Source organism: Actibacterium naphthalenivorans (assembly GCF_014196965.1).
Classification (GTDB): Bacteria; Pseudomonadota; Alphaproteobacteria; order Rhodobacterales; family Rhodobacteraceae; genus Actibacterium_A; species Actibacterium_A naphthalenivorans.
Genome location: NZ_JACIEQ010000005.1, coordinates 98,234 through 117,687, shown reverse-complemented (window position 1 = coordinate 117,687; position 19,454 = coordinate 98,234). Strand labels below are relative to the sequence as shown.

The 19,454-nt window shown below is 66.4% G+C and carries 18 protein-coding genes; 15 read left to right on the top strand and 3 right to left on the bottom strand.

Translation table 11 applies throughout. From position 1 onward, the window contains the following. Window positions 1–6 precede the first annotated feature (6 nt). From GGR17_RS15975 to ribD, 10 genes are all read left to right on the top strand, one after another. Complete coding sequence (locus tag GGR17_RS15975; protein ID WP_054539577.1) at window positions 7–279, top strand: sarcosine oxidase subunit delta; 273 nt, start codon at window positions 7–9, stop codon at window positions 277–279. Further along, window positions 276–3,212, top strand: coding sequence for a sarcosine oxidase subunit alpha family protein (locus GGR17_RS15970; protein WP_054539576.1), 2,937 nt, complete (start codon window positions 276–278; stop codon window positions 3,210–3,212). The genes GGR17_RS15975 and GGR17_RS15970 overlap by 4 nt, the downstream gene beginning before the upstream one ends. Then, window positions 3,205–3,750 (top strand): sarcosine oxidase subunit gamma, encoded by a 546-nt coding sequence (locus GGR17_RS15965; protein ID WP_255353437.1) that lies wholly within the window; start codon window positions 3,205–3,207, stop codon window positions 3,748–3,750. Before GGR17_RS15970 ends, GGR17_RS15965 begins: the two co-directional genes overlap by 8 nt. Window positions 3,751–3,816: 66 nt before the next feature. After that, a complete protein-coding gene (gene dnaG / locus GGR17_RS15960; protein WP_054539575.1) occupies window positions 3,817–5,775 on the top strand; it encodes a DNA primase in 1,959 nt (652 codons plus the stop codon). Between the two features lie 119 nt (window positions 5,776–5,894). Continuing rightward, on the top strand, window positions 5,895–7,880 hold the full coding sequence (rpoD, locus tag GGR17_RS15955; RefSeq protein ID WP_054539574.1) for an RNA polymerase sigma factor RpoD: 1,986 nt from the start codon (window positions 5,895–5,897) through the stop codon (window positions 7,878–7,880). Between the two features lie 49 nt (window positions 7,881–7,929). Then, window positions 7,930–8,400, top strand: coding sequence for a hypothetical protein (locus GGR17_RS15950; protein WP_054539573.1), 471 nt, complete (start codon window positions 7,930–7,932; stop codon window positions 8,398–8,400). A gap of 33 nt (window positions 8,401–8,433) precedes the next feature. Next, entirely contained in the window at window positions 8,434–8,994 is a 561-nt protein-coding gene (locus GGR17_RS15945) for a hypothetical protein (RefSeq protein WP_054539572.1), read from the top strand. A 2-nt stretch (window positions 8,995–8,996) separates the two neighbouring features. Continuing rightward, window positions 8,997–9,410 (top strand): secondary thiamine-phosphate synthase enzyme YjbQ, encoded by a 414-nt coding sequence (locus GGR17_RS15940; protein WP_054539571.1) that lies wholly within the window; start codon window positions 8,997–8,999, stop codon window positions 9,408–9,410. Window positions 9,411–9,547: 137 nt separating this feature from the next. Continuing rightward, window positions 9,548–10,015, top strand: coding sequence for a transcriptional regulator NrdR (gene nrdR / locus GGR17_RS15935; RefSeq protein ID WP_037207336.1), 468 nt, complete (start codon window positions 9,548–9,550; stop codon window positions 10,013–10,015). Beyond that, on the top strand, window positions 10,012–11,115 hold the full coding sequence (ribD, locus tag GGR17_RS15930; RefSeq protein ID WP_328705651.1) for a bifunctional diaminohydroxyphosphoribosylaminopyrimidine deaminase/5-amino-6-(5-phosphoribosylamino)uracil reductase RibD: 1,104 nt from the start codon (window positions 10,012–10,014) through the stop codon (window positions 11,113–11,115). The genes nrdR and ribD overlap by 4 nt, the downstream gene beginning before the upstream one ends. Before the next feature lie 6 nt (window positions 11,116–11,121). Here the strand turns inward: ribD and GGR17_RS15925 are convergent, their stop codons facing one another. The 3 genes from GGR17_RS15925 to GGR17_RS15915 form a co-directional block, all read right to left on the bottom strand. Next, window positions 11,122–13,176 (bottom strand): capsular polysaccharide biosynthesis protein, encoded by a 2,055-nt coding sequence (locus tag GGR17_RS15925; RefSeq protein WP_054539569.1) that lies wholly within the window; start codon window positions 13,174–13,176, stop codon window positions 11,122–11,124. 8 nt (window positions 13,177–13,184) lie between these two features. Next, on the bottom strand, window positions 13,185–14,306 hold the full coding sequence (locus GGR17_RS15920) for a polysaccharide biosynthesis/export family protein (RefSeq protein ID WP_054539568.1): 1,122 nt from the start codon (window positions 14,304–14,306) through the stop codon (window positions 13,185–13,187). A gap of 217 nt (window positions 14,307–14,523) precedes the next feature. Next, the gene (locus tag GGR17_RS15915; protein ID WP_054540441.1) at window positions 14,524–15,816 is read right to left on the bottom strand and encodes a capsule biosynthesis protein; all 1,293 of its coding nucleotides are present in this window, start codon (window positions 15,814–15,816) and stop codon (window positions 14,524–14,526) included. 200 nt (window positions 15,817–16,016) lie between these two features. Between GGR17_RS15915 and GGR17_RS15910 the strand changes: the two genes are divergently transcribed. From GGR17_RS15910 to nusB, 5 genes are all read left to right on the top strand, one after another. Next, the gene (locus GGR17_RS15910) at window positions 16,017–16,622 is read left to right on the top strand and encodes a riboflavin synthase (protein WP_054539567.1); all 606 of its coding nucleotides are present in this window, start codon (window positions 16,017–16,019) and stop codon (window positions 16,620–16,622) included. Next, window positions 16,607–17,191 carry a hypothetical protein gene (locus GGR17_RS15905; protein WP_054539566.1) on the top strand — a complete coding sequence of 195 codons (585 nt, stop codon included), beginning with the start codon at window positions 16,607–16,609 and terminating at the stop codon, window positions 17,189–17,191. The genes GGR17_RS15910 and GGR17_RS15905 overlap by 16 nt, the downstream gene beginning before the upstream one ends. Window positions 17,192–17,260: 69 nt before the next feature. Further along, complete coding sequence (gene ribB, locus GGR17_RS15900) at window positions 17,261–18,367, top strand: 3,4-dihydroxy-2-butanone-4-phosphate synthase (protein ID WP_054539565.1); 1,107 nt, start codon at window positions 17,261–17,263, stop codon at window positions 18,365–18,367. 3 nt (window positions 18,368–18,370) lie between these two features. After that, window positions 18,371–18,919, top strand: coding sequence for a 6,7-dimethyl-8-ribityllumazine synthase (locus GGR17_RS15895; protein ID WP_037207314.1), 549 nt, complete (start codon window positions 18,371–18,373; stop codon window positions 18,917–18,919). Further along, the gene (gene nusB / locus GGR17_RS15890; protein WP_054539564.1) at window positions 18,916–19,380 is read left to right on the top strand and encodes a transcription antitermination factor NusB; all 465 of its coding nucleotides are present in this window, start codon (window positions 18,916–18,918) and stop codon (window positions 19,378–19,380) included. Before GGR17_RS15895 ends, nusB begins: the two co-directional genes overlap by 4 nt. Window positions 19,381–19,454 lie beyond the last annotated feature (74 nt).

The following is a 19,454-nucleotide window of genomic DNA, read 5'->3' as shown; positions in this document are numbered from 1 at the left end:
GGCGGGATGAGGATAATCTGCCCCCTGTGCGGGGCGCGCGACCGGCGCGAATTCACCTATCTGGGGCATGAGGCCTATCTTCACCGCCCCGCTGCGGATGCACCGCCGGAGGCGTGGGATGAGTATCTGCATCTGCGCGACAACCCGGCCGGGCCGACCCGCGACTTGTGGTATCATGAGATGGGGTGCGCGGCCTGGCTGCTGGTCGAGCGCAATACCGTGACGCATGAGGTGCTTTCGGCGGTGCTGGTCCACGACGTGGCGGAGGGCGGCGCATGAGGGTTCCGGGCAAGGGCCGCGTCAACCGCCGCATCACGGTGCCCTTCACCTTCGACGGCAGGCGGCTCTACGGCCATGAGGGCGACACGCTCGCCTCGGCCCTGATGGCCAATGACGTGCGGCTGGTGGCCCGGTCGTTCAAGTACCACCGCCCGCGCGGCATTTTCAGCGCCGGCTCGGAAGAGCCGAACGCGCTGGTGACCATCGGGCACGGCGCCGCGGCCATCCCGAACGTGCGCGCGCCCGTGCAGGAACTGTATGAGGGTCTCGAGGCGCGCAGCCAGAATGCCTGGCCCGGCCTGCGCCACGATCTGCTGGCGGTCAATGATCTCTTCGCGCCGTTCCTCGGGGCGGGGTTCTATTACAAGACATTCATGTGGCCGCGGGCATTTTGGGAAAAGCTCTACGAACCCGCGATCCGCCGGGCGGCGGGGCTGGGCGCCTTGTCGGGGCTGCACGATGGCGCGCGCTATGACAAGGCTTTCGCCCATTGCGATCTGCTGGTGATCGGCGGTGGCCCGGCCGGGCTGATGGCCGCCCTCGTGGCGGGCCGGGGCGGGGCCGATGTCATCCTGGCGGACGAAGATCACAGCTTTGGCGGGCGCCTGAAGGGCGAGGTGGAAGAGGTGGACGGCCAGCCGGGCCATGCCTGGGCGGCGGGCGCCGTGGCCGAGTTGATGGCGCTGCCCAACGTGCGGCTGATGCGGCGTACCACCGTGACAGGCGCTTATGATCAGGGAACCTTCGGCGCGCTGGAGCGGGTGGGCCTGCATCTCGCGCGCCCGCATCCTGACGCGCCGATGGAAACCTTCTGGCGGATCGTGGCGAAACGCGCGGTGCTGGCCACGGGCGCGTTGGAACGGCCCATCGCCTTTGCCGGAAATGATCGGCCGGGCATCCTGCAGGCCGGGGCCGCGCGCACCTATCTGAACCGCTGGGGCGTTGCGCCGGGGCGCCGGATCGCGGTGTTCACCAATAATGACAGCGGCCACCGCACCGCCCGCGACATGGCGCTGGCCGGAGTCGAGGTGGCAGCGGTGATCGATGCGCGCGAAGATGTGGTGGCAGCCGGTGACTTTCCGGTGTTCGCCGGCGCGCGCGTTACGGCCACGGCCGGGCGGCTGGGGCTGGCGCAGATCACTCTGCGGGACGCGACGGGGCGCAACGTGTCGCTTGAGTGCGATTGCCTTGCAGTTTCGGGCGGCTGGAACCCTTCGGTCCACCTGAGTTGCCACATGGGCGCAAAGCCGATCTGGCGTGAAGACATCGCCGCCTTCGTTCCGCCAGAGGATGCGGTGCCCGGGATGGTGGCCGTCGGCGCGGCGAACGGCGATTTTTCCACCGCCGCCTGTCTGGCCGCCGGCGCGCGGGCCGGCGGCGAGGCTCTTGCCGCGCTCGGCCTGAAGGCCGCGCCGGCCGATGTTCCGAAGGCAGGGGATGGCACCTATGATATCGCGCCGCTGTGGCATGTGCCGGGCAAGGGCCGCGCCTGGCTCGATTTCCAGAACGATGTGACGGTGAAGGATGTGGTGCTGGCCGCGCAAGAGGGGTTCGCCTCGGTCGAGCATATGAAACGCTACACCACGCAGGGCATGGCGCCCGACCAGGGCAAGAACTCCAACATCGGCGCCCTGGCGGTGCTGGCCGATGCCACCGGGCGCACGATCCCGCAGACGGGCACCACCACCTATCGGCCTCCCTTTACACCGGTTTCGATCGCCGCTTGGGGGGCTGGCGGGCAGGGAAAGGAATTCGCGCCCGAGCGTTTCACCACGGCGCACCAGCCGACGGTGCAGCGCGGGGCGCCGATGATCGAGGCCGGGCTGTGGCACCGCCCGTCGTATTTTCCCCAGGGAGGCGAAACCAGCTGGCGCGCGGCCTGCGACCGCGAGGTGCGGATGGTGCGCAGCACCGTCGGGGTCTGTGATGTTTCCACCCTGGGCAAGATCGACATTCAGGGGCCCGACGCGGGCGCGTTTCTGGATCTTGTCTATTGCAACACGATCTCGACCCTGAAGGTGGGCCGCGCCCGCTATGGGCTGATGCTGCGCGAAGACGGGCATGTGATGGATGACGGCACCGCGGCCCGGCTGGGCGCGGATCACTTCGTGATCACCACCACCACCGCTGCGGCGGGGCAGGTGATGCGGCATCTGGAATTCGTTCACCAATGTGTCGCGCCGCGGATGGATCTGCGCATGATCTCGGTGACCGAACACTGGGCGCAATTCGCGATTGCCGGGCCGAAGGCGCGCGATCTGGTGAACGCGTTGATCGACGAAGAGATCAGCGACGAGAGCTTTCCCTTCATGGCCTGTGGCCCGGTGGCCGTTTCGGGCGTGGCCGCGCGGCTGTTCCGCATCTCCTTTTCCGGTGAGCAGGCCTATGAACTCGCGGTGCCGGCGCGCTATGGCGAAAGCCTGTTCCGGATGCTGCTGACGCTGGCAGAGGCGTTGGGCGGCGGCCCTTACGGGATGGAGGCGCTGAATGTGCTGCGCATCGAAAAGGGCTTTCTGACCCATGCCGAACTGCATGGCCGCACCACCGCCTTTGACCTTGGGCTGGGCCGGATGATCGCGGCGCGCAAGGATTGCATCGGCAAGGCCGCCGCGCAGCGCCCCGGCCTGACAGGGCCCGCACGCGAGCAGCTGGTGGGGCTGCGCCCGGTGCATGACGGCGGCGCAATCATTGCCGGGGCGCATCTGTTCTCCGAGGCCGCCACGCCGGTCAGCGCCAATGATCAGGGCTATGTCACCTCGGCCTGTTTCTCGCCGATGCTGGGCTGTGATCTGGGGCTGGCGTTCCTGAAGGATGGCCGCGCGCGGCATGGCAAGAGGGTGGTTCTGGTGGATCACCTGCGCGGGGTTCACACGCTCTGCCGGGTATGCGACCCGGTGTTCTTCGATCCGGAGGGGGAGCGGGCCCGTGGTTAAACTCACCGCCAAGCCACCGTTGGAAACCGGGCTGTTGTTCGAGGCCGGGGGCGCCAGGCTGCTGGCCATTGATACTGGCCGGCTTACCTCGATCGCGCCTTATGCGGGGCAGGCCGATGCGGTGTCGCAGGTCTTGCAGGCCGAACACGGGCTGGTGTTTCCGGCGCCCGGGCGGGTGAGCCACTCGGAGGCCGCGCGCTGCGTCTGGTGGGGGCGGGCGCAGGCGATGCTGGCGGGGCCGGAGCCGGCGGCGGGGCTGGGCGCCTGCGCCGCGCTGACCGACCAAAGCGATGGCTGGGCAATGCTCGTGCTGGAAGGCGCGGGCGCGCGGGCGGTGCTGTCCCGGCTCACGCCGCTCGACATTCGCACGGAGGGGTTCCCGGCGGGCCATACCGCGCGCACCGAACTGGCGCATATGATGGCGTCGGTAACATGTGCCGGGCCGGACCGGTTCGAGTTGCTGGTGATGCGCTCCATGGCGCAAACGGCGCGGCGCGCACTTGAAACCGCCGTCAAAAGCATCGCCGCGCAGGGCTGAGCGGTGGAAAAGTTTCCCGGCCGCCGATGCTAGACTCTTCGTGCCTGCGCACCGATATTGTCTGTCATGAGTCTGCCCCCCGGTTTCCTTGACGAGCTTCGCACCCGCACGTCCCTTAGCCAGGTCGTGGGCCGCAAGGTCATGTGGGATCCGCGCAAGTCGAACCAGAGTAAGGGCGACATGTGGGCGCCATGTCCGTTCCACCAGGAAAAATCCGCCTCGTTCCACGTGGATGACCGCAAGGGCTATTACTATTGCTTCGGTTGCCATGCGAAGGGCGACGCGATCAGTTTCATTCGCGAGACCGAGAATGTTGGCTTCATGGAGGCGATCGAGATTCTCGCCGCCGAAGCCGGGATGACCATGCCCGCGCGCGATCCGCAGGCACAGCAAAAATCCGATCGCCGCAGCCAGTTGATCGAGGTGATGGAGCAGGCGGTGCAATACTACCGGCTGCAGTCGAAAACCGCCGCAGCCGGCGACGCGCGCGCCTATCTGGCCCGGCGCGGCCTGTCGGAGGCGGCGCAGGAGCGTTGGGAAATCGGCTTTGCCCCCGATATGTGGCAGGGGCTGTGGGACCATCTGACCGGCAAGGGGATCACGCCCGATCTGATCATGGGGGCGGGGCTGGCCAAGCCCAGCCAGCGGGGCGGCAAGCCCTATGACACGTTCCGGGGCCGGATCATGTTCCCGATCCGCGACGCGCGCGGCCGGGCGATCGCCTTCGGCGGCCGGGCGATGGATCCCAATGACAATGCCAAGTACCTGAACTCGCCCGAGACGGAGCTGTTCGACAAGGGCCGCAGCCTTTTCAACCACGGCCCCGCGCGTGAGGCCGCCGGCAAGGGCAAGCCCCTGATCGTGGCCGAGGGCTATATGGATGTGATCGCGCTGGCCGAGGCGGGCTTCGGCGCCACCGTCGCGCCGCTGGGTACCGCGATCACCGACACGCAGTTGCAGCTGATGTGGCGAATCCATCCCGAACCGATCATCGCGCTGGATGGAGACACCGCCGGGCTGCGCGCGGCGATGCGGGTGATTGATCTGGCGCTGCCGCAGCTGGAGGCCGGGCAGAGCCTGCGCTTTGCGTTGATGCCGCAGGGGCAGGACCCCGACGATGTGATCCGGTCGGGCGGGGCCGGGGCGATGCAGAAGCTTCTGGATCAGGCCCGCCCGATGGTGCAGCTCTTGTGGCAGCGGGAAACGGAGGGCCGCGTTTTCGACAGCCCCGAGCGCAAGGCCGCGCTGGACAAGGATCTGCGCAAGGCGATCGCCACCATCAAGGATCCGTCGATCCGCGGCCATTACGGCGAAGAAATCAAGCGTCTGCGATGGGAGCTGTTCGGCCAGCGCCGCACATCGCAGCAGCGCCCCGGCAAGTGGCGCCCGCGTGATGCGCCGGCGCTGCCGATGCCGACCACCAGGAACTCGGCGCTGGTGTCGGGCCCGCCTCGGTTCGAGGAGGAGCTGCGCGAGGCCGTGATTCTGGCCACGCTGGTCACCCACCCCGCGCTGCTGCCGGAGTTCGAGGGAGAGTTGGAGCGGCTGGAATTCGTCACCGATGATCACCGGCGCATTCAGGGCGCGCTGCTGACCCATCTGGGCGAAAACGATCCCGAGGCGTTGCGCGCGGCGATTGCCGGTACGTTGGGGCCCGGCCCCCTTGAAAAGCTCTTTGCCCAAAGCCATGTGCAGATCGCGCCGCCATTGCTGGATCGCGCCGACAGCGAAAAGGCGATGATGTGCCTGGCCGAGGAACTGGCCAAGCTGGACGCGGCAAGGGGGGCGGCGCGGGAAATCGAGGATGCGGTGGAGGATCTGGCCGGGTTGGCCGATGAGGGGCTGACCTGGCGTCTGGGACAGGTGGCCGAGGCGCGCAACCGCGCCGGGCGCGGCGATACCGAGGACAAGGGCGAATATGACATCGGCCCGAACGGTGCCCGCATGAGCCGGGAGGAGCGGAATTCCTTCGACCGGCTGCTGGAACAGATAAACTTCACCAAGGGTGGGCGGCGACCGTCGTGACGTTGCTGCGACGATTGGATAAAGAAACACAGCTAAACGGGTGTGCAGGCGCGTGATTCGCGCTATTGATTCGGATCACGTGAGGGACCGAATCAGCTTCCCCGCCTAAGGAGCAGAGAATGGCCGCAAAAGATACGGACGACCGCAAGACCGAAGATCAGGAGCAGGAACTGACCCTCGACATGAGTCAGGCTGCCGTCAAGAAGATGATCGGGGAGGCGCGGGAACGCGGCTATATCACCTACGAACAGCTCAATCAGGTCTTGCCGCCCGATCAGGTTTCCTCTGAACAGATCGAGGATGTGATGTCGATGCTGTCCGAGATGGGCATCAACATCATCGAGGAGGAAGAGGCCGAAGAAGAGGATCAGAGCGGTTCGACCCAGGTGGTCGAAACCTCGACCTCGCGCGAGGTTGCCGTTTCCCAGACCGAGACCGAAAAGCTGGATCGCACCGATGATCCGGTGCGCATGTATCTGCGCGAAATGGGTTCGGTCGAACTGCTGAGCCGCGAGGGCGAGATCGCCATCGCCAAGCGGATCGAGGCCGGGCGCAACACGATGATCGCCGGGCTTTGCGAAAGCCCGCTGACCTTTCAGGCCATCACCATCTGGCGCGACGAACTTCTGAACGAAGACATTCTCCTGCGCGATGTGATCGACCTGGACGCCACCTTCGGCCGCACGCTGGACGACGAGGAGGGGGATGAACCGGTCGTTCAGAACCTGAATGTCGAAGCCGGGGAGCCCAAGAAGGAAGATGGCCAGCCCGAGCTGGACGCCGACGGCAATCCGATCAAATCCGATGATGACGAGGATGAGGACGAGCAGGCCAACATGTCGCTGGCCGCGATGGAAGCCGCGCTGAAGCCGCAGGTTCTGGAAACCCTCGAACTGATCGCGCGCGACTATGCCACGCTGGCCGAGATGCAGGATCTGCGCATGTCGGCGACGCTGAACGAAGACGGCACGTTCTCGGCCGGGGATGAAGAGGCCTATCAGAAGCTGCGCTCCGAGATCGTGCTGCTGGTGAATGAGCTTCACCTGCACAACAACCGGATCGAGGCGCTGATCGATCAGCTTTACGGCATCAACCGCAAGATCATGCAGATCGACAGCGCGATGGTGAAGCTCGCCGATCAGGCCCGTATCAACCGCCGCGAATTCATCGACGAATACCGCGGATATGAGCTTGACCCGACCTGGATGGATCGCGTGGCCGAGAAATCGGGTCGCGGCTGGCAGGCGTTTGTGGAGCGTTCGGGCGACAAGGTCGAGGAGCTGCGCGCTGACATGGCGCAGGTGGGGCAGTATGTCGGCGTGGATATCTCCGAATTCCGCCGCATCGTGCAGCAGGTTCAGAAGGGCGAGAAAGAGGCGCGTCAGGCCAAGAAGGAAATGGTCGAAGCCAACCTGCGCCTCGTGATCTCGATCGCCAAGAAATACACCAACCGGGGCCTGCAATTCCTTGACCTCATTCAGGAAGGCAACATCGGCCTGATGAAGGCCGTGGACAAGTTCGAATACCGTCGCGGTTACAAATTCTCGACCTATGCAACATGGTGGATCCGTCAGGCGATCACCCGGTCCATCGCGGATCAGGCGCGCACCATCCGTATCCCGGTGCATATGATCGAAACGATCAACAAGCTGGTGCGCACCGGCCGCCAGATGCTGCACGAGATCGGCCGCGAACCCACGCCCGAGGAACTGGCCGAAAAGCTGCAGATGCCGCTGGAAAAGGTTCGCAAGGTGATGAAGATCGCCAAGGAGCCGATCAGCCTCGAAACCCCCATCGGCGACGAGGAAGACAGCCAGCTTGGCGATTTCATCGAAGACAAGAACGCCGTCTTGCCGCTGGACAGCGCCATTCAGGAGAACCTGAAGGAAACCACGACACGTGTTCTGGCCAGCCTCACCCCGCGCGAGGAACGTGTGTTGCGGATGCGCTTTGGCATCGGCATGAACACCGACCACACGCTCGAAGAGGTCGGTCAGCAGTTCAGCGTGACGCGAGAGCGGATCCGGCAGATCGAGGCCAAGGCGCTGCGAAAGCTGAAACATCCAAGCCGCAGCCGCAAGCTGCGCAGTTTTCTGGATCAGTGATTTTCTGAACTGGCCGCGCACTGCGCGGCCTTTCCTCTGGGAGGCGAAGATGAAACCTCTGCTGGCCGTTTGTGTTGCTGTTGCCCTGCTGGCGGGCTGTGCCGAAAAGCCCGCGCCGCGCGCCCTGCCCGAGGTTATGCCCGATTACCACAATACGACCGGCAATCTTGTGCTGGGTGATCCGGCTACACCCGGCCAGTTCGAGGTGATCAGCCGGCCCGGCGATGGCGCGAGAAACTACTGGTGCGCCGCGGGCGAATATGTGGAAAACAAACTCCGGCTGCTGCCCAACGAACGCATCTATGTGGTGGAATCGCGCCGCCCGAGCCTGCGCAGGCCGGGCCATTCCGGTGTTGTCTTTACCGTGCGTCCGGATGAGGCACTTCTGGCTGCGGCCGAGGCGCGGCCCGAGAGCGATTACAGCCTCAGCATCGATGTCGGCGAGAATTTCCTGTCGGCCCTTGCCACGTCTACCTGTCGTTCGATCACGCCCTTCTACTGGGATTTCGACGCGTTCTGAACCGCCGATGCCGCCGCGCCCGCAGGACTTGTGATGCCCGAACCGCGTTTCACCCTTGCCCTCGTCACCTCTGCCGACGGGTTCATCGCCCGCACACCCGGCGAGCCTCCGCAGGTATGGGCCAGCGCCGAAGAGCAGGATCTGTTCTTCGCCGAGGTCGCGGCGGCGGATTGGTCGATCATGGGCCGCCACACCCATGCGGCGGCGGACCGGCCCGAGCGGCGGCGGATCATCCTGTCGACCGGGGCGGGCGGATGGCGCCGCCCGACGCAGCTCTGGCTGAACCCCGAAAAGCTGGGCCCGAGCGATCTGGCCGCACGGGTCGGCGCGGTTCATCCGATGCGAAACGGGCTGATCCTCGGTGGTACGCGGGTGCATGACTGGTTTCATGCCGCGGGGGCCATCGACCTCGTGAAGCTGACGGTGGAGCCGATCAGCTTTGGCGCGGGGCTGCCTGTCTTCTCCGGCCAGGCCGTGGCGGACCCTGTCCAGGTGTTTCAGGCCGCAGGCTACCGTGCCATCACCGACGAGCCGCTGAACGCCGGGGGCACGCGCCTTGTCACGCTGCGCCCGCGCGGCGCGGCGGAGGGCTGAGCATGCAGACCACCTTCACCATTCCGACCCGCGGCGCCGGCCTCTATGAATTCACCCGGCAGGTGACCGGCTGGTGCGCCGGCCAGGGCGACGGTTTGCTGACGCTTTTCGTGCGCCACACCTCCTGTTCGCTTCTGGTTCAGGAAAACGCCGACCCGGATGTGCAGCGCGACCTCAGGGCGTTCTTCGGCCGGCTCGTGCCGCCGTCGGACGATCCGTCGATGTCTTATCTGGTGCATACGCTGGAAGGGCCCGATGACATGCCGGCCCATATCAAGGCGGCGATGATGCCGGTTTCGCTGTCGATTCCGGTGTCGGGTGGCAGGCCGGTGCTGGGCACCTGGCAGGGCATCTACCTGTTCGAACATCGCCGCGCGCCGCATCAAAGGCAGGTGGCGGCGCATTTTTCGCGCTGAGCGGCATCCCCCTGATTTCACGCCGAAACGCCGCTCCGGCCACATATACTGGTGGCAGCATTTCCCCCCTACCCAAACTCTTGAGGCTCACCTATAGTGCCTGTGGATAACAAGCGACCAGCACCGAGGGAGAGGCGATGCGCTGCCCGTTTTGCGGAAATATCGACACCCAGGTGAAGGATTCACGCCCCGCCGAAGATCATGTGGCCATTCGCCGGCGGCGTTTCTGCCCGGCCTGCGGCGGGCGCTTTACCACCTATGAGCGCGTGCAGCTGCGCGACTTGATCGTGATAAAATCAAACGGCCGGCGCGAGGATTTTGACCGCGACAAGCTGGAACGCTCGGTGCGGATTTCTCTGCAGAAACGCCCGGTGGAACCCGAGCGGATGGATCAGATGATTTCCGGCATCGTGCGGCGGCTGGAAAGCATGGGCGAGACGGACATTCCCTCCAAGACCATCGGCGAGATCGTGATGGAATCGCTGGCCCGGATCGACACCGTGGCCTATGTGCGCTTTGCCAGCGTCTACAAGAATTTCCAGGAAGCGGGCGACTTTGACAGGTTCGTAAGCGAACTGCGCCCGCCAACCCCGAAAGAAGAGTGACCCAGCCCCCTGACGACCGGCGCTTCATGGCGCTGGCCCTTTCGCTGGGCGCGCGGGGGCAGGGCCGCTGCTGGCCCAATCCCGCCGTCGGCTGCGTGATCGTCAACAACGGGCGCATCGTCGGCCGTGGCTGGACCCAGCCGGGCGGCCGCCCCCATGCCGAGGTTGTGGCGCTGGCCCAGGCGGGCGCGCAGGCGCGGGGGGCAAGCGCCTATGTCTCGCTCGAACCCTGCGCGCATATCGGCCAGACGCCGCCCTGCGCCACCGCACTCGTACAGGCCGGGGTGGCGCGGGTTGTTACCGCGCTGGAAGATCCCGATCCGCGTGTCGCGGGCGGTGGCCATGCCATGCTGCGGCAGGCCGGGATCGCGGTGCAGACCGGCGTGATGGCGGCGGAGGCCCGGCGCGCCCATCGCGGTTTCCTGCTGAACCGGACAGAGGGGCGCCCGGCCCTGACCCTGAAGCTTGCGTCGTCCTTTGACGGGCGGATCGCGACCGCAACCGGCGAAAGCCAGTGGATCACCGGCCCCGGCGCACGGCGCATGGTGCACGCACAGCGTGCCCGGCATGACGCGGTGATGGTGGGCGGTGGCACGGCGCGGGCCGATGACCCGATGCTGACGGTGCGCGGCATGGGCGTTGCGGCGCAGCCTTTGCGCATTGTCTGTTCCCGCAGGCTGGATCTTCCGTTGGGTGGCAAGTTGGCGCAAAGCGCGGGCGATGTGCCGCTCTGGCTGTGCCATGGCGACAGCGCGCCCGAACCGGCCCGCGCCGCGTGGGAAAAGCTGGGCGCGCGGCTGATCGAGGTGCCTATCGGCGCCGGCGGGCAGCTTGACCCGCTGGCCCTGTTGCAGGCGCTGGGGCAGGCCGGGCTGACGCGGGTGTTTTGCGAAGGCGGCGGGGCGCTGGCGGCCTCGCTTCTGATGGCGGGGATGGTGGATGAGCTGGTGGGCTTTACCGCCGGTCTGGCGATCGGGGCCGAAGGCTTTCCGGCACTCGGGGCGATGGGGCTGGATGCACTGGCCGAGGCGCCGCGCTTTTCGCTGGTCGAAACACGGGCCGTGGGCGGCGACGTCATGCATTGCTGGGAAAGGGCCTGACGCCTCTCAGCGCCACAGATGCGCAGAGCTTGCCAGCAACCCCTGCAGTTTTGACAGGCTCCGGTTGATTGGCCCCGGTTGGGGCAGATCGCTGGTTTGCAGCCGTTCCACCACCACCTCTGCGGGGCAGGGGCGCCCGGTTTTCGGATCGAAATAGCGCGGATAGCCGATCAGTGCCGCATGGGCCAGACCGGTCAGGCCGGGGCGCGCGCGGCGCCGGGCGGGCACCGGGCCAAGATCGGTGGTCAGGCCCCAGCCCGCATAGAAAGGCGCGCCAAGGCAGGTGACCGGCACTCCCCGGATCAAAGCCTCGAACCCCAGCAGCGATGTCAGGGTCCAGACCGCATCGACCGCGCCGATCAGCGCGACGGGATCGGTCCGTTCCAGCACCAGATCCGCGAGCGCCCGCACATCGCCCGGCGCCACGGCACCGGGGCGCAGCCCGGCCTCTACATCCGGGTGCGGTTTGTACAGGATCACCGCGTCGGGGTTTTCGGCCCGCACCCGGCGCAGCAGGTCGAGATTGCTCCGCTCCGCGCCGCAGCCTTTCACGACAGAGGCGTCATCCTCGACCTGACCGGGCACCAGAATGCGATGGCCTTCGGGCAGGTCGGGCAGGGGCGCGCCGCCGAGGCCGAGGTTGTATTTCGAAACCCCGGCCTTGCGCAGCAGCGCGATCAGCCGCTCGGCGCGGTCCAGCTCTCCCTGCGGCAGGGTGGCGGAGGCGGTGATCAGACGTTCCAGCCGGCTTTCGCGGGACGGGTCGTAATGGATGCCAAGGTCATCGGTCACCAGCGATAGCGGCGGCACAAGCCGCGCGCCCAACCCGCGCGAGCGCAAGAACCCGTCCTCGACTCTGTGGGTTCCGGGCGGGGCGGTTTCGCCCTTGCCCGCCCAGACCATCACCGGCTGGTCGCGGGCCGCGCCGATCCGTGTGGCCCTCTGCAGATCGTCCACGAAGCGAACCGGGCCATGGGCGCCGAAGAACCGCTTCAGCGGTTGCCGTTTCCACAGCCGCATCCCCGAGGCCACCCAGCCGCGCCGATCCGCGCGCCAGGCACGGGCCTCGGACTCCAGCGTGGCGATGGCGTCTTCCAGCGGGCACAGACGGTCGCGACAGGGATCGTACCATGTTGGCGCCAGGATCATCGCGGCGGCGAAAAGTTGGGGCCGGGTCAGGCGGCGTTCGCGCCGGGGCACCGGGTTTTCATCCTGCGTCAGCCCCCAGCCGCCATAGAAGGGCTGGCCGAAGACACGCGGTTTGTGCCCGGCGAGGATCGCCTCGAACCCGAGCTGCGACGAGACGGTGTAAACCGCGATGGCCCCCTCCAGCAGATGCCAGGGCGATACGGGGTCGGTCAGGATGGAAATCCGCCCCTGCGCCTGATCGGGGGTGAAATGGCCCGCGCGGTGCCCGGCGGCGGTCTCGGGGTGGGATTTGATCACGATGCGTGCGCCGGGATGTTCGATCTGGGCAAAGGCCAGCATCTCGCGGAACCGGTCCTTGCCGGCGCCCGAGGCGGTGACCGAAGCATCGCCCGCGGTCTGATCAACGACCAGCACATAGCCCGGATCGGGCACGGGCGCGTCGGGATCGAAGGCGTTGTACTTCGAAAGATGCAGCGCGCGCAGCCGCTCGGCCGCCGCGCGGGCACGGTTCAGCAGGGCGGTGTCGTCCAGCGGGTGGGTGGCCAGAAGCCGCTCCAGATCGCTGGGGCGGGACGGGTCGAAATGCACGCCGGCGCTGTCGAGCAGCAGGCCCAGCGGCGGTTCCCCGTCGCGCCCCGGCAGAACCGAGCGCAGGAAGGCATCCTCGACCCGCAGCACCGGCGCGTTCAGCGCGCGGGCCACCGCCTCGCCGCGCGGCGCGGTGGGCGATTGCCCCCAAACCCCCACCATATCGCCCGGCCCCGGCGCGCCCAGGCGGATGTCATAGCCGGCCAGTTCCAGAATGCGCCGCACCCGGCCCTGGGTCAGAAACCCGCCGTTATAGACGTAAAGCCGCCGGGGGGGATCATCCCGCCCGGCGGCCTGTTCAAAGGAAGGGGCATGTCCCGCCATGGCGGGGCTTACTGGGTCAGGGTCGTGACCGCGCCCGCGGTGCCAAGCGTTCCGGTGATCGCGCCCAGGGTTTTCGACCACTGAACAAACGGCGCTTCGGTCACATAGACGGTATCACCGTCGCGGATTGCGAAATCGCGCGCCAGGAACATGCCATTGGGCTCGGTCAGGTCCAGCACGTAGACGAAACGCTGATCGCCCTGCAGATCGTCGCGGCCGAGAACGGCATTGGAAATTTCGGGCGTTTCGTTGCGGAAGACGAACACGCCGGTCGGATCGGCGAGGCCGGAGCTGAGCCCGCCGACCTGGGCGATCGCCTCGATCGCCGAAAGGGTCTGGCTTTCGAAGGCCACGCGGCGCTGCGATCCGGTGGCGCCCAGGGCGGTGAAATCACGCGTGTCCTGTTCAACCAGAATGCGGTCGCCGCCGCGCAGGGCGATGTCCATTTGCGGATTTTTGTAGAGATCCTGAAACCAGATCTGCCCGCGTTTGCCGCCACGGATCACGGTCACCTGCGCGATCTCGGGCTCGATCACGATACCGCCCGCCGCCGCCAGCATCGCGCTCAGGGTACGCGTCGGCCGTTCGATCGGGTAAACCCCCTGCGCGCCGATGCTGCCCGCGATCGACACGGTCGATCCGTCGCCGGCAAGGCGGCGCACCACGACCTGCGGGTCGGGCGTCTGGGCATCCAGCTTTTCGGTGATGATCTGGCGCAGCCGTTCGGGCGTGTTGCCAGAGGCGCGGACGCGGCCCGCATAGGGAATGAAGATAAAGCCCGAGCCGTCAACCTGAACCTCGTCCAGCACACTGGCGTTGGTGCCTTCGCCGGCCAGCAGCCCGTCGTCGACGTTTTCATAGATCGTCAGGCCAAGCGTGTCGCCGGGCTGGATCGTGTCCGAGCCGACGATCCCGGCATTGCGGAAATCGCTGGAAAACCCGAGCGAGGGCACCACCGATGTGGCCCGCGTAACCCTGTCGTTGACTGTCACCACGAAGGCGTCGCCGCTTTTCTGGATGGATCCTTCGAAGATCTCGCGCTTGTTGGGGCCGGAACGGGGAAGGGCGCAGCCGGCCACTGTGGCCACAAGCGTCAACAGGGTCAGCGCCCTGGCCGCACGGGTTGCCATGAATGTCACTGCCTGTGCTCCTCGGGGTTAAACAAGTGGAACCAGAGGAACGCCGCAGGCGGAAGCAAGCGTGGCAAATGCCAAAAGGCTGGCTGCCCCGGCTCTGCGCAAGGTCTTGAATTTCACTGCTCGGGCCCTCTTTTTCGAATTGCCTCGGTCTTTTTTTCCAAACCTACAGAATTCGGGCCGAAAAAACCAGCACGGGTTTGCGCGGGGTTCAACGGACCAGATGCAACTGTTGCCAAGCTGCCGCGTTTCCCATGCGCAGCGCGTCATAGGGATCTTGCTCGGCCAGCATCATGTCGACGACCTGGCGCAGCAGCTGGCGGCGGCCGTTGACCGCATAATAGCCGCCGGGCACCTGCGAGGTTGCCAGCAGAAAGCTGCGGTAGGCACGATAGGCGCGGCTGTCGGGCCGGTCGGGGCGGGCAAAGAATTCGGCCAGCGGCAGGGCCGAGACGAACTCCGGCTTGGCATAGACCGCGTCGCCGAACACCTTCAGCGGCAGCCCCCGCCACAGCGCCTGCTGCGCGGCGGTGGAATTCACGGTCACCGCGCTGCGGGCGTGATCAAGCAGCCGCGCCAGCTTGCCACCGCGCACATAGTGCACCCGTTTTTCCACCCCGTGCATCCGCGCCAGCCGCCGGATGTCACGCCGCAGTGGCGCCCGCCCGTCTTCCAGCGGGTGGGCCTTGAACACCAGATGATGATGCCCCGGCGCGCCCTGCGCGAAGCCCCGGATGCACAGCTCTATGAACTCCGTCATCCGGGTGAAGGGGCTGTGCGCCTGAAAGCTGGCGTCATGTTCCAGTTGCAGCAGCGCGAGGTGATAGGGGAACCCGCCCCGCCGGATGCGGCGCGTGGCGATGGCCCGCTCTGCCGCATGGGCCGGCAGCAGCAAGAGCCGGCGCAGGTAGAGCTGAAATTCGCGGCCCACGGTCAGGCTGCGGTGCGGGCGGAACTGGCGGTAGTGCCGGCTGCGAAGCATCAGGAAGGCGTGATAGACCGCGCCGTAGAAGATGTGTTGGCGCATGTCGCCCCAATGGGCCGGCGCCTCGGGGTGGTCGGCATCGGCGGTGTCCATGGCGGCGGCCATTTCTTCGACCGACAGATCCATCAGGCGCGAATGGCCGTTGGAGCCATTTCGCTCATAGGTCACCCAATAGGGGCGCAGATAGCCTTCTTCGAAGACGTGGATGCGCAGCCCGGCCGCGCGGGCGATGGCCACGGCATCGGCATGTATCGGGCGGGTATCGCCGTAGAGCACGAGATCGGTGATATGCTTTTCGTCCAGCAGGCCACGCAGCACCTGAGGCCAGGCGGCGGGGGCGGCGGCATAGGGGATATAGCTTTCGGCATCGAACCAGAACGCCCGGTCGCCGCCATTGAACCCGACGCGCCAGACCTCGGCCCCCGTGGTGCGCAGCATGCGCGCCAGACGGTCGAAAAATGGCCCGTGCGGCCCCTGAAGGAACAAAAAGCGCCGGTTCTCGCCCAGTTGGCTTTGCATCATGCCTGCCCGAAATGCCAGTTTGCGTTACAGGTTATCCGCAGGGTCTGCCCGCAACCGCCCCCCCTGTCATCCTGTTTCGCCGGTTTGCGGAGAATTCAGTGCATTTTTCCACGCTTTGCGGCAGCGAGGCTTCATCTCACCGCCTTGCCCTTGGCCGTGGCGGCGGCTAATCCATTGGGAGACAGAAAGGCACGGACATGTTCACAGGCATTATCACCGACATCGGCACGCTGCGTTCGCTGGAGCAGAAGGGCGATCTGGTGGCGCGGATCGGCACCGGCTACGCGCCCGACACCATCGCCATCGGCGCCTCGATCGCTTGCGACGGGGTCTGTCTGACGGTGACGGATCGCGGGACGGATGATCAGGGCGGCTGGTTCGATGTCAGCATCTCGGCGGAATCGGTTTCCAAGACGAACATCAGCGGCTGGGCGCCCGGCAAACGGGTCAATCTCGAGCGCGCGCTGAAGCTGGGCGACGAACTGGGCGGCCATATCGTGTCAGGCCATGTGGATGGCGTCGCCGAGGTTGTCGCGATGCAGCAGGAGGGCGACAGCACCCGCGTCACCTTCCGCGCGCCGGGCGCGCTGGCGAAATTCATTGCGCCCAAGGGCTCGGTCGCGCTGAACGGCACCTCGTTGACAGTGAACGAGGTTGATGGCGCCGATTTCGGCGTCAATTTCATCCCCCACACCAAAGAGGCGACAACCTGGGGTGCCGTGGCCGTGGGCGACCGGATCAATCTGGAGATCGACACCCTGGCCCGCTACGTGGCCCGGCTGGCCGAATGGGGCGCGGTATAGGCGGGATCGGCCATAACAAGGGCCCGACGATGGAGCCCGGAACCGGCTGGCGCACCCATTGCTGGAAGAAGGCCCGCGCCGATCTGTTGCCGACCCTGCCCCTGGAGATCGTGCGCCTGCGGGTGCGGCGCGCGCAGGAGATCGGGCTCGATTATCGCACCTATGCCACCGTGCGCGCCACCACCGGGCGCGATATCGTGGCCTTCCTGTTTTCGTCGAACGCGCTTTTGATGCACCGGTCCGTTTCGGGCCTGCCGCGGGCCCGCGCCGACAAGCTGCGCGCGATCCGCGCGTGCGACAGGTCGCTGGCCGCGCACCGGCCGCTGGACCCTGCGACCGTTCTGCAGCAGCTCGAGGCGGCACATGATCTTCGCTTCGATCACGCCTTCGCGGCGCCGGCCTTTACCGAAAGCTGGGCGCAGCTTCGCGACCGGTTGCAGGCCGCGCTGAGCGGGCGCAAGATTCCGCGGGACGCCGTGCTGATGATCGGTGACACCGCGTGGGAGCGGGAGTGGTCTGTCGCCGGGCGCATGGCGGGCTATCTTCCGGCAGACCGCTACTTCGGGTGAAACCGCAATCCGGCGCTTTCCATTTCGCGCGCGCCGGGCTAACAGTCGAGCGCTGAAAAGGTGGACGACATGGCCGAACAGAACGACACCGACTATACCGATGCGATCTCCTCGATCGAAGAGATCATCGAAGACGCGCGCAACGGGCGCATGTTCATCCTCGTGGATCACGAGGACCGCGAGAATGAGGGCGATCTGGTGATCCCCGCGCAGATGGCCACGCCCGAGGCGATCAACTTCATGGCCACGCACGGGCGCGGCCTGATCTGCCTGTCGCTGCCGGGCGAGCGGATCGACGCGCTTGGCCTGCCGCTGATGGCCTCCTACAATTCCTCGCGGCACGAAACCGCCTTTACGATTTCGATCGAGGCGCGCGAAGGCGTGACCACCGGCATCTCCGCCCATGACCGCGCCCGCACGGTGGCGGTGGCCATCGACAGTGGCAAGGGCGCCGCCGATATCGCCACGCCGGGCCATGTGTTTCCGCTGCGCGCCCGCGACGGCGGCGTGCTGGTGCGGGCCGGCCATACCGAAGCGGCGGTGGATGTCAGCCGTCTGGCCGGGCTGAACCCGTCGGGCGTGATCTGCGAGATCATGAATGAAGACGGCACCATGGCGCGCCTGCCCGATCTGGTGGCCTTCGCACAGCGCCACAACCTGAAGATCGGCACCATTTCCGATCTGATCGCCTATCGCCGGCGGCATGACAATCTGGTCAATGAAAGCGCCGTGAAATCCGTGTCTTCGCAGTTTGGCGGCGACTGGATGATGCGCATCTTCACCGATGAAACCCAGGGCGCCGAACATGTCGTGCTGACCAAGGGGGATCTGACCACCGACGAACCGGTGCTGGTGCGGATGCACGCGCTCGATCCGCTGCAGGATGTTCTGGGCGTCGGCGGCGCAACCGGCGAGCTGGGGCGCGCGATGCAGATCATCGCCGAAGAAGGGCGTGGCGCGGTCGTGCTGTTGCGCGATACGACGATGAAGCTTGTCACCGACAGCGCGGCCTCGCCGCAGACGTTGCGCCAGTACGGGCTCGGCGCGCAGATCCTGGCGGCGCTGGGGCTGCACCGGCTGATCCTGCTGACCAACTCGCCCGCGCGCAAGGTGGTCGGGCTGGAGGGATATGGCCTGTCGATCGAGGGCATCCGTAAAATCGTGCAGGAGGGCTGAGACATGGCCGGAACCGAAACCCACTACACCTTGCCGCTGCCGCGCTTCGACAAGCCCGCGAAAGTGCTGATCGTCGTGGCGCCCTATTACAAGGACATCGCCGATGACCTGATCGCCGGGGCCCGCGCGGTGCTGGACGAGGCGGGCGTCGCCCATGACCTGATCGAGGTGCCCGGCGCGCTGGAAGTGCCCACGGCCATCGCCCTGGCGCATCGGCAATCGAACTTCGACGGCTATGTCGGGCTGGGCTGCGTGATTCGCGGCGAGACGACCCATTACGACACGGTCTGCAACGACAGCTCGCGCGGGCTGACGCTGCTGGGCCTGCAGGGCGCCTGCATCGGCAATGGAATCCTGACGGTGGAAGATCGGGATCAGGCCGTGGTGCGGGCCGATCCCGCGCAGCAGAACAAGGGCGGCGGCGCGGCGGCGGCGGCGCTGCATCTGATCGCCCTGTCCCGCAAATGGGGCAGCGAGACAAAAGGCATCGGCTTCAAGCCCGTGGGCAGCTTTCAGATCGCGGCCGACAGCGAAGGGCCGGCCAGCGCATGAGCACCGCCGCCAACCCACGCCAGATGAAATCCGCGGCCCGGCTCTATGCGGTGCAGGCGCTGTTCCAGATGGAGCATTCGAACCAGACGGTCGATGACGTCCGCGACGAGTTCGAGACCCATCGCATCGGCGCCGTCTACGAGGGCGAGGAGATGGCCGAGGCCGACACCGGCCTGTTCCGCCAGACGCTCGACGCCGCTGTCACGTTTCAGGCCAAGGTCGATCAGATGACCGACCGTGCGCTTGTCGCCAAATGGCCCATCGCCCGGATCGATCCGACCCTGCGCGCGCTGTTCCGCGCCGCCGGGGCCGAGCTTGTCGAGGGTAAGACGCCGCCCAAGGTGGTGATCAGCGAATACGTGGATGTGGCGAAGGCCTTCTTTCCCGAAGGGCGCGAGCCGAAATTCGTCAACGCTGTTCTGGATCACATGGCGCGCGAGGCGAGGCCCGAGGCGTTCTGAACACCCGGCGACGCTCTGCCTGCGGCGCGATGGCCGATTGGAATTTCCCAAATCCGCGTTATCTTGTGATTGTG